The organism is Paenibacillus sp. 2TAB19 (assembly GCF_052115185.1).
GTDB lineage: Bacteria > Bacillota > Bacilli > Paenibacillales > Paenibacillaceae > Pristimantibacillus.
Map to the genome: position 1 here is coordinate 21,033 of NZ_JBFRGE010000075.1, position 12,091 is coordinate 33,123.

The following is a 12,091-nucleotide window of genomic DNA, read 5'->3' on the forward strand; positions in this document are numbered from 1 at the left end:
GGGCGACACACATGATAGCACGTAAAAAAACGGCAATCTGGATTTTCTTCCTGATCGTCGCCGTAGGACAGTTATTCCCTCTCATCTGGCTTGTCGATTTCTCCTTTAATTCGAGTGCCGACTTCTATTCCAATAGCATACTGAAATGGCCTAGCTCGCCGCAGTGGCAGAACTACGTGAATGCCTGGGTGGATGGGAAATTTTTAAAATATCTTTTTAACAGCTTGTTCATCTCCGTCGTGACGATCCTGCTGACGGTAGGCTTATCGCTGACATTGTCCTATGCATTTATCCGCATGCAATGGAGGTTGCGTACACTGCTTTACACGATTTTGCTCTTAGGCATTATGATTCCTATTCATGCAACCTTGCTGCCGAACTTCGCGATCTTTAAGGAGCTTGGATTGACCGATTCATATCTGGGCCTTATCCTTCCTTATACAGCTGTATCCGTTCCGCTTGGAACATTTATGCTTAGCGGTTTCCTGAGAAGCATTCCGAAGGAGCTAGAAGAATCAGCTGTCATGGACGGGTGCAGCATTTACCGGATCGTATTCCAGATCATCGCGCCATTGCTTAAACYAGCGCTTGTTACGGTTGTTGTCACGACATTCCTGAATTGCTGGAATGAATTTATTATGGCTTCGACATTCTTGAGCAAGGATGCACTTAAGACACTTCCGTTCTCTGTAATGAACTTCACCGGCCAGTATTCTTCCGATTATGGCTCACAGTTTGCGGTTATGGTGCTGACGTCGATTCCGGCGATTATCATCTACGCGATATTTAATGAACAAATCACGAAGGGGGTAACCGCCGGCGCTGTCAAAGGATAATGCGAATACGAATAAACCATCATTCAAATTCGAATGATGGTTTATTTTCGTGTTAAAACAATGACATGTATGTTTAATCCTTACTTTTTTTATTGGATACAGGTTAGTTTTTTTGCATCCTAACAGTACAATTCTGATATTCTTCAGTTTCAAATCTCAACTACGTGATCCTGGGGTCATTCCTATTATGACGTCCTTCACCATTATTTTCAGATGCGTTTGGCGGCCCAAGCTCGCGAAAACCTTGTGCTGGAGCATTTCATAATAGGAATACTACCTCGTTTATATACAAAATAAAAGAAGCCGCTTAATATGCGACTTCTGTTGTACATTCTTGTCGTCCCACAGTGGTTAGATATATTTATTGATTCGCTTCATGAAATCAGACTGCTTAACAACGGGCAGTGCTCAGTTTATAGTCTCTGAATAATTGCTTTAGCAATCTGTCCTTGCCTGATTTTTCTACCCCTGTTGCCCGTGATCGACGATCCTTAAGATCATCGTAACGGCCTCTGCTCGATTCGCTGATGCAGAGGGATCAAACTTGTTGTTTGCTCGTCCCTTTACAATTCCCTCTTCAACTGCCACAATTACGAATGGCTTAGCCCATGCCTGTATTTTGTCTGAATCGGCAAAAGTAAGTGTTCCAGTTTTTGCCGCTTTAAATTTCAGCGCACGTGTAGCAATTACCGTCATTTCTTCGCGCGTAACCGGAAGGTTCGGCCTGAAAGTCCCATCTCCATATCCCTTTATCCATCCCTCATCTACAGCTTTTGACACATATTCCTTCGCCCATGCGCCAATTTTATCAGCATCCTTAAAGGCAGTAGCAGAATTAGCTGTAGCTGTATTATCTGACAAATGTAAAGCTCGAGCCAACATAGTAACGTATTCTGCGCGGGTGACCTTGCGAAGCGGTTTAAACGTTCCGTCCGGATAACCGTACACGAAACCAAGAGCTGCGGCCCTAGTAATGTCCGGCTTCGCCCAATATTCATCAGGTACATCAGTAAACGTAATTTCAGTCGAAGCTGTACCTGTAACGGATACTCTCACATCAGTTTTGAATTCACTCGCTGTCAGACTCTTGCTCACCGTCTTGACTCGGGTCAATTTGACATTCGATATGCCCATATTGATTACTTTGAATTTCAGAGATGCTACGTCGGAGGATCCGTTGATACCCGCCGTAGTAGCACCTACTTTAGAAAAGGCATACGTAACAATGCCTCCTTTGACAATCGGGTCTATCGCGAATCCGTTCCCAAGTGAACTAGTTGCACTRATAAACTGCAATATATCTGAAGAATAAGCCATATTCATTTCGTATCCAAACAAATCTTGCAAATCGTTGCCATGAACGACAACACTGAACTCATCACCAACTTTAGGAGTAGAAAGACTTACAGAGATCGAAAAGCTCGGCTTGTCTGCGGCAAACGCAGTACCAGGAAGCAAAGCTAATAACAACATCATCATCACAAGCATTACCTGTATAATTCGTGATGTCATGGCTATTGTACCATCCTTTCAGAGATAACGAGAAGAAGACAGCAGGCTGTCTTCCCCCTAATCTTTATTTTCATTAAATTACCAGTTGAATATTTTGAGTGCCAGCCATACGATATCTTCAATATCAATTTTTCTGTCGTTGTTGAAGTCGTTTTGCTTAACGAGATTCCATCCAGCATCGGTTGATTTCATGCCATAGGCTTTGGCAACAAGGGCCAGATCGCCTACAGTAAGCTGATTGTCACCATTTGAGTCTCCGCCTACGGAGGTGATGACAGCGTTTTTAAAGGTTTGCATGGCCTCATTCAATGCCGTAGCCGATTGTTGAATATCCACTCCGGTTGCATTATCGTCATTGAAGACACTCAATGCTTGATCGATTTCCGTACGTAGCAACCTCTTCGACCCTGCCGGATATTGGCCGATCCGTGTACCCTCTACAGCGCTCGAGTAAAGTGCTTCTGCTTCAGAGATCAAGCTCTCCAGTGCGCCTCGATCGATAACGTTAATCTGCACGCTGTAAGTAGAACCTTCAATTGTGGTTTCCTGGCCTTGTTCATCACCAATGACCGCATTAGAAATGGAAATATTCGATATTCCTGCTTCTGCATTTTTCTTTGTTTTAAACTGTAAATTAGCCATATTCCCGTTTGGATTGGTTTGAGCATCGCCAAACCGGACAGCCAAGAATCGAATCTTACCATTTTCGGCATCTGGCTGTTGACCAACAATCCGGTATTTGCTCTCGTCAATTGAATAAATAGAGATGAAGTCCATCTTAGTTGGATCATAAGTTACGGTAATATCCTCAGCGAGAACGCTCAGCCCAACCACGCTTTCTAATCCGTATTTCACATCCAGTGACGCTCCGGCATTCACCTGCACCTGTCCCGTCAAGATGCCGGTAACATTATCACCTGTAGGAGGTGTGCTGTCGGCAGAAATCGTAGAAACCAGTAATTCAGGATCTTTGAATACCAAATATACATCATGGGTACCAGTTACGTTATTCTCAAAATTTGCGGCAACATTAACATAACCTAATTCTGTTACACCAACATCAGAACTTCCCAAATTATAATTAGTTGGCGATGTTACTGGCACTTCAGCAACGGCAAGTAAAGGGCCGTTAGGCAAATCCAAATGAATCTCAATATTACCTGCAGCATCTTTTGAAGCCACCGAAAGAGTAAGCTTCGTTACCCCTTCGAGGTTCACATTCTTAATGCCAGCCCAAGCGCCTTCTTCCTTTGACATGACCGAATAAAATCCCGTTGTAACGTTATCAGCCTTCAATGAGTCCATAGTTCCTTGTCTGGAACCTTCACGGTAAGTCAGATTGGATGTTGCAAAGCTATTGGCGAATACGTCGATAGGTGTTGTTGCAACATCCAGCGAGCCCAAATCTTCTCCGTTTAAATAAGCTTCCTTATTGAATTTAATATCTTCAGATGATTGACCAACAGAGAACGTATAATCTCCGGTGATGACAGACATCTTGGATTTATTCGTATTCCAAATCGCAAAATCTATAGGATCAACTTCCAACGTAACCGTCTCTGTCTCTCCTGCATTTATGGCTATCTTACCGAACGAGACGAGTTGCTTTTTTGGTACGTGAGAACCGTAGGGAGCGTTGTTTGCGCTTACATAGAGCTGTACGACCTCCGAAGTGTTTACGCTGCCAGTGTTAGTAACATCCATCGTAACATCGAACTTTCCATCTGTTGTTTGTATTGTACTAGGAATTTTCAAATTGCTGTATCCGAACGTGCTGTAACCTAAACCATAACCGAATGGATAGGTTACTTCGGCGTCAGTGTACATGTACGTTAGATGGGTATCGGCAGGGTCGGAATTATTGAGTTCATACTTAAATGCCGGGTCGATATCCTCAAGCGCCAACAATTTAGTGCCGGTGGAAGCAAGATTTCTCTCAACTCCTTCGCCGATTGAATTCTGCGTAATGGAGGGTAAAGCGCTCATGTCGTCATACCAAGTCGTCGTAAGTCTGCCTGTAGGGGCATAAYCTCCGTACAGCACTTGGCCCAGAGCATAGCCGTCGTATTGTCCGGCATACGGCTGATATAAGACTGCCGCAACTTGATTGTTATTTTGAATCTCTTTCATGAGAACCGGCGAACTTGTCTTTAATACAACGACTGTCTTACCCGGATACTTAGCGGCGACATTAGCAACAAGCTCATATTGCTCTCTGCCAAGATCCATGTCGATTCTATCGGCACCTTCGCCTTGGCTGTGCCTCGTAGCTGCCCCAACGACAACAACAGCATAGTCATGATTTTGGCTTACCGCTTCGCCAGCATCCTCGATTTTCACTTCCTTAAAGAGGGTTGTGTTAGTACGGAACCTGTCCGCACTCGCAACAAAGGAACCTTCCGTCCCTCTAGCGCTACCTAAAACATCCGTCTGACCTACTTCCCCCGTAGCTGGATTTGTAAGATTAATATACCTTGCAGCATTGTAGTATTGTGTCTCGAAGAGAGATGAGAAGGATGTACTGTACGCATTACCCACATACCGTACTCGGTTGTCAGGCTGATATTCTCTACGGACTACACCGACAGGTCCAGGTGCCGATGCAAAGCCGGAGGTCATCCCCGAAACTTCGAAGTTGCCCGCCGCAGCTGTGGTTAAGGAAGGACCGATCTGCAGCCATCTACCGTTTTGTGCTGTGATCGCATTGTCCATGACACGTAAGCTGGCGCTATCCGCTTGTCCAAAAGGATAGACTTCGAAAACCGCGGTTTGGCTCGACCCTAGAGTATCGCTTGTTGCAGTCACTGCATTGTTGGCAGCTGCAGACAGATACTTGCCGTTACTTGCTTGAATCGCAATTTTCTTTCCGCCTGAAGTATACGGCACCACATCTTTTCCACTTACCGCCTTTATACCGCCAAGTGGGGACAAGCCCATGTTCGTGCCGATCGGTGGCGTCCTTAGCGCGTAAGTCGTTCTATAACGAGTATCTGCAAGACCTCCAGTGACAATTACATCTGAAGACTTGGAAAGCGGCAGGAGGTTATTGTCATTCTTTAGGAGCACTACGCTCTCCTGAGCCGCTTGAAGGGCAATTTCTTGGTGTGCCGGCACATTGGAATTGTAGCCTGATCCAACCGAGACATCCCCGTTGTTTTGCCAGATTTTATCTGCAAATGGATAGTTTTTTGGCAGATTATTCTCATCCCTCTCGTTCAAAACACCATTTCGAACAAGTACAGAAATTTGATCTTTTGCAATTTCTACAAAGTCGTCAGCAATTATACCGTACTTTCCACTCTGAATAGCATCAATCAGTGCAATATGGTAGTCATGAATATTCGGATAAGCCACAGTGATGTTAAAGCTTCCGGAAGAATCTGCCAAAATCTGCCAAATAATTTGGTCAACGCGATACGGAACGTACTGTCTTTCATACCCGTTGCCAAAGTCACCGGCCAACGCCATTCGTCTCTCCGCAGTGTTATCATTCAAAGTATAAACACGGGTTGGAGAAAGTTCCTTAACGTAATTGATCAATGGTGAAACAACGTTTGGCACCCCATTGGTACRTCCAAAGGAACCCATAAAAGCATTGAAGGCACCTTCTGAAAAGCCCTTGAAAGCACTACGCGCCTGATACTCCATAATTCCACGAACGCTGGTATAAGTAGACCCCTCACGGCGCAGCCACTGAGCAGCGTAGTTCGTAAAGTGCTTGGTATCAACAAAGGCCTTTTGCCAGAATCYATTATCGCTTTCAGGCAACGTGTTCCCGCTGATCCCCTGTGCGTTAAGTGTGGACATCACAGAGGCAAAGTATGGATCCTCTGCGAAACTTTCGTCGATTCGTCCGCTCAGCGGGTTCGTTCGAATATCCGTGATCGCCGCTGAGATCATAACATTAACAGCGCTCAAGTATTCATCCGAACCATTTGTCGTGTTAAACTGAGTTGTATTTAACTTTTCATTCCCCATTACAGTACCCATCTGGTAAATTAGATCCTTGTTCCAAGACTGTCCCATGCCAATAACAGAAGGGAGATCTGTAGAAACCCCCTGTACCGCATCTGTAAAGTTCGAAGAACCAGGAATTCTCTTTCCGGCATTCGGATTGTCCCAGCTTACCGTCTGTCCCCTTTTGGAACTGTCTTCATAAGTTGAACTGAATGTTGCACTCTCGCGGAGAAGATAGTCGCCACGACCATCCAAGGCATACTTAAGCATTCCATCTAAACCGACATAGTCCATATATACATCAAGATACTGCTCGAAATGATCCGGGTTTCCGTCAAACAGTGGCAATCCCTCGTACGGATCGCCTACAGGTGCCGTCTTAAACAGAATGGGTTCATCCGCTGCTTTGACTGGGGGAGAAAATAGGAATGAAGTTGCGATTACAGAACAGGCAAGCAGACTCGGTAATATTTTTTTTAAGTACATCTTCATGGATCTTTTTTCTTTTGTTATACCCATACATGATCATCCTCTCTTTTTTTGGTTAGGACTACTTTGGAACAAATCACTTCGCCGTCCTGAAAAACAATTCCCTTATAAGCCTTCACCCCATTAACCTTTTTTATGTAAGCGCTTTACAATTTGGATTATCACTTATAAACCCTTACTTGGTCAGTAGAGAAACAGACAATAAGGTATACAATTATCAAATATAGGTAATTAATTTAGTGCAAAACAGAAAAACTTACCGATAATTCCAAAAACTTAACCGTTACTGAATTTCAAATTGCGACCCCAATCATTATGTAATCAAAACATTAAGGTTAATATCGTAAAACGACCGTTTTTCGGCTATTCCCGAAAAACGGTCGTTTAAAGAGAGATTAAAGCTCCAACATATTGAAGACAGCCTTCGCTGCTTCTGCGCGGGTCAAGTCGGCCAAAGGTGCGAATAAACCACCATTTCTGCCGTTTACAAGGCCCAATTTCGTAGCATTAACTACATAAGGCTTGGCCCATTCTGAAATGACTGCTGCATCAATGTAAGATTCTACCTCCGCTGTTCTGATCTGGCCATTCATTGTCTCGTAAGCCTTTGCCAACATAACGGCCATTTCTTCCCGCTTGATCGTTCCTTGCGGATCGAATGTGGTATTACTTTTGCCTTTAACAATCCCCGTTTGGTAAGCAATAGCCACAACTTCCGAGTACCATGCATTACTTGGCACGTCTTCAAATGGATGCTCGCCCACTTCCGATAATTGCAGCGCCTCTACAAGCAACTTAGTAAACTCGGCTCGCGTAATCGGTCTATTCGGCTCGAATGTGTTGCTGCTCACACCCTTCACGACTTGCTTTGCCGCTAGCTCCCAAATTACGTCATGAGCCCAGTGGCTGCTCGTAACATCATCAAATGTTTTGTTTACTTCCAAAACGGCGAATTGGCTGAAGTGGTTGATGTCCGCAACAACCATATTCCCATCTTGCACATCTCCCCCGATATAAGTTATAGTACCATCGTCCTCGATATGGAAAATTCCTGTTACCCTTTCTTCTACGTCACCGGTCAACTTCAAACTTAACGTAAGCGGTTCGTCAAACTGAGACAAAGGGATTACGTTGCCATCGGCAGTTTGAATCGATAGTTCGAAATGATATATTTCGCTCGCCAATGTGATGCCCGCATTCATCTTCGCTTGAATTCTATTCAATAAGGACTTCTTCTCTTCGGAATTCAATGGCGAGAATGTAATGGTTACCTTACTAGCCCCAAACTGCTCAGCACTAACAAGAGCAGTTAATACTTTCAAGACCGATGCCGGCAACGTCAATGTCATGTTGTCGGAGTTGACTTCCAACGCATCTTGGCCTAACTCCCCAATTAAATCGGAAGCTAATTCGACTTTTTTAACATCTGTTGACACTGAGATCGTCGCTTTGTTTATTTCCTTCTTCAGCATCGCCTGCGTTACCGACAGTACGCCGTTTTCATCTGGTGTTTCAGACGGTGTCTGTCCACTCTCTATTCCACCACCGCTGCTACCGTCGTTCGAGTGTTTCTTGACGAATTGAATAGAATCTACCCGAATATCCTGTTTGTCGAAAAGCAAATACAGATCCGTCGAGCCTGTCAATGACTTAGTGAGCGAACCAGAGACCTCTTCATAATCGATTTCGTGAAGCGTCGCTCCGCTATTATCAACACTTGGTACTTTATAAGTGGTTTCTCCCGTATCTTCGAATGTAATCGTCGCGATCTTTTCGCCGGAAGGGGAACCAGTCCTTACCTCAATCGTCGAAGTCGGGTTATCCGAAGCCGCTCTTAGCTTGATGCCTGTCACGTTTTTCATGTCCACCTTCGGAATTCCCACCCAGGAGTCGGAACCGGTAGACATGACGGCATAATAGCCCCCAGAGTAAGTTGCGGTTCTTTCCTTCGATACTTCGCGATAAACGACATTGTTGCTAGTGAATGCATGATCCCAAACATTGGCTGGTTCAGTTCCGTTTAGTGCGCCTAACGTCGTTCCAGCAATCGTTAAGGATTGGGTCAAAAGAATGTCTTCCGACGATTTTCCGATTTTTAAAGTATAGGTTCCGTTTTCGACAATATGCTCCTGTCTATTGACGTCCCAAATCGCAAAATTTTTCGGATCCACCGTTAGCTCGACCGTTTTCGTTTCGTTCGCAGGAATATATTCTTTTACGAAGGCAGCAAGCTGCTTTTTCGGCACATTCGCGCCATACTCGGAAGTATCGTTTGTAACGTAGAGTTGGACAACTTCCGACGAATCGACCGCTCCCGTGTTTGTTACATCAACCTTCACTTCGAATGTACCGTCTGCGTTCACACGAGTAGGTGCTTGCAGGTTGCTATACACAAACGTCGTGTAGCTGAGACCATAACCAAAGGGATACGTAATCGCTGCGTCCGTATATTGGTACGTAAGCTTTGCTTCCGCCGGGTCAGCATTTGTCATATCTACTGTAAAGCGTGGATCTACAGCATCTAGCGTTGCGAAATTCGGATCACCCTCTGGCAAGCTATAATTGCTGATTTTCGGGAACGAAGAGATATCTTTGTACCATGTGCTCTGAAGACGTCCCGTAGGCCCTGCATCCCCGTACAGCACATCCGCCAACGCCTTGCCGTCGTACTGTCCTCCATAAGGCGCAAACAAAATGGAGTCGATATTCGCGTCGTTATGAATTTCATCCATCGCTACCGGGTAGCTAGAGCTGATTACCACGATCGTCTTTTTCCCTTGCGCTTTAAAGGCGGCAGCGGATTTTTTAGCCAATGCTACTTGTTCTTCGCCCATATCCAATCGAGCACGGTCCACGCCCTCACTGACATTAATTTGAGCGGGGGCACCTACTACGATGACTGCATAGTCGTTTGAAAGCGCTAATTCCTCCGAATCGGCACCAGGTTCTTTAACAACGACTTCATTTAAAGTTACCGGAGCTTTATCAACCAAAGCATTAAAAGCAGCCACGTTCGTGTTCGCCGTGACGTTATCCCCCGTGACTGCCAAGTAATTGCCATCTTTCAAGAAGGATGATTCAAAACCACCTGAGAAGGAACCCTTGAAGCCGCCTTGGCGAATACTTTTTGCTTCGCCAACGTTCTCGTAGGAGAAGACCGCGTTCACATTGGGATTGAACGGAAGCAAGGTTGTCGGTCTGCTGCCGTTCAACTCTATAGTGGCATTCTGAGGGTTTCTAATTACATATTTATCGTTCGCCAAAGCCGTAAAGCTGTAAGCATCCTGACCCCAATCGTATACTTCGAATACTTCGTTTTTCGAAATAAATTTGTCGTCTCCTACGCTATAAGTATAGGTTGCATCGGTAACCGTGGCGGGATCGGCGCCAGCTTTCAAGATACCGTTCGATGTGCTGAGGTCAGCGGTAAGGAATTTACCTGTTGCATTCGATTGCCAAGCAACCAATTTACCACCGGAACGAACTTCGACTAGATCTTCACCTATCGTGGCTTTCATCGCGTCGGCAATCGTCAAATTCGAATCTGGGAGGGTAGGTATCGTACCGACAGCGTACAAAGTCTTGTTACGATAATTTGCGAATTGACCGATTATCGCTACCGTTTTGCTCTTATCTAAGGGAAGAGTGCTGCCATTATTTTTCAATAGTACGATACTTTCTCTTGCAGCCTGCAACGCAACGCCTTGGTTTTGCGGGTCATTGGCATCAGTAGGACTTTGAATAAGGTCATTAAAAGGATAGTCCACTGGAAGACCATTTTCGTCGCGTTCATTAAAGTACCCTAAACGCACGTACAACTCAAGAATGGGACGTACCGCTTCCTTTAACACAGCTTTGTCAATGCCGAAAAGCCCTCTTTTCATCCCATCGACGGATTGCGCTTTCGTTGGATTTCCAGGAGTACCGTTGAAATTAGAGTTCCCCCAAGTAGAAGCAATGTTTGCTAAGAGGGCGGAGGAATGAGCATTATCGGGAACGTATGTCGCATCCTTACCGTTCCCCATTGCGGTAACCATCTCGACGATTGCATTGAAATCGGTAATCAACGACACGCTGAAAGGCGACACGTCTCTTGCGATTTTAATGTTCGGAGAAATCGAATTAGGAATGCCGTTCGTTCTGCCGTAAGAAGTCATAAAGCCTGCGACAGATCCGTTTTCGATTTGGCTAAGGAATGTCGGCAACTGATATTCGTGCAGCGCGCGAGCGCTAACGTTATTGCTAGCGTTTCGTCGGAACCACTGAGCATTATATACCGCGTAATGTTTGCTCTGAATGCCCRTTTTTAGATAAAAATCATTATCTGCTGATGTATCTTTCATGTTTACTCCTGTAATTCCGGAGCCCATTGAGGTCGCCATAGTACTCGCCAGCAGCGGATCCTCAGAGAAGCCTTCATCGTAACGGCCGCTCAATGGATTGTTTCGAATATCGCCGATGGCCGACCACATTAAGGCTCTTGCACTATCCTCAACGGCAACGCTTCCGCGTTTTTCATTCCCGATTACGGTTCCTACTTGATTCATCAAATCTTTGTTCCAAGAGTTCCCTAGGGCAATAAATGACGGAAAATCCGTATACACGCCTTGAACATGGTCTAGTCCGTCTAAATAAACCGGCAAGGAATACCCCGCCTTAATCGTCCTCGTTTGGATAACATTTCCTTCATTATCCTTTTCAGTTTGTCTGCCGTTTGAGAAATACATCAAGTCCTCTTCGCTCATATCGTTGTCCATGACGTAGTTTACAAAAGCTGTTAAATGCTCAGGCTTACCATTGAAAATGGGACGTCCGTCTACTCCCCGTTCTGGAACATAGGACGTTGCTTCTTCCGCAGATGCCGTTCCACCTCCAAAACTGCCCAAGACAATAGCTAGAGACATGAGTAGAGAAAGCGTTTTCCTGAATGATCGAGCGGTGCTTATAAACCTCATTGATTACTTACCCCTTTCTTGTTGTGATAACGGTTCCATCTTAGCACTACCTTTCTTCTGAGACAGTAGAGAAACGATATATAAGGTGTAAAAATATCGAAACCTTGCAATTTCTGAGCATAAAAAAAGCGGACGCAATGCGATCGCCTTTCTTATCGAGTTACTCTTTACAGCGCCTGCAGTAACGCCTTCCGTAATTTCCTCGTTGAATATCTCGTATATAGATTAAAGAACTTTATTCTTCGTTATAAAACTATATTTTCAATTAATGCACTTTATTTTCCCGCATCAGCGGATTATGTATACTGTCTCATTTATTTACTTGTAATCAAACTGTAATAT

General features: G+C 44.8%; 4 protein-coding genes. 1 reads left to right on the plus strand and 3 read right to left on the minus strand.

The window, feature by feature from the left end:
- Window positions 1-11: 11 nt before the first annotated feature.
- Window positions 12-836, plus strand: coding sequence for a carbohydrate ABC transporter permease (locus tag AB4Z33_RS24845; protein ID WP_442052468.1), 825 nt, complete (start codon window positions 12-14; stop codon window positions 834-836).
- A gap of 462 nt (window positions 837-1,298) precedes the next feature.
- Here the strand turns inward: AB4Z33_RS24845 and AB4Z33_RS24850 are convergent, their stop codons facing one another.
- The 3 genes from AB4Z33_RS24850 to AB4Z33_RS24860 all read right to left on the minus strand — a co-directional run bounded on the left by AB4Z33_RS24850 (window position 1,299) and on the right by AB4Z33_RS24860 (window position 11,749).
- The gene (locus AB4Z33_RS24850) at window positions 1,299-2,348 is read right to left on the minus strand and encodes an S-layer homology domain-containing protein (RefSeq protein WP_442052469.1); all 1,050 of its coding nucleotides are present in this window, start codon (window positions 2,346-2,348) and stop codon (window positions 1,299-1,301) included.
- 78 nt (window positions 2,349-2,426) lie between these two features.
- Window positions 2,427-6,824 carry a glycoside hydrolase family 3 C-terminal domain-containing protein gene (locus tag AB4Z33_RS24855; protein ID WP_442052470.1) on the minus strand — a complete coding sequence of 1,466 codons (4,398 nt, stop codon included), beginning with the start codon at window positions 6,822-6,824 and terminating at the stop codon, window positions 2,427-2,429.
- Between the two features lie 365 nt (window positions 6,825-7,189).
- Window positions 7,190-11,749: a glycoside hydrolase family 3 C-terminal domain-containing protein gene (locus AB4Z33_RS24860; RefSeq protein WP_442052471.1), complete on the minus strand. Its 4,560-nt coding sequence runs from the start codon at window positions 11,747-11,749 to the stop codon at window positions 7,190-7,192.
- Window positions 11,750-12,091 lie beyond the last annotated feature (342 nt).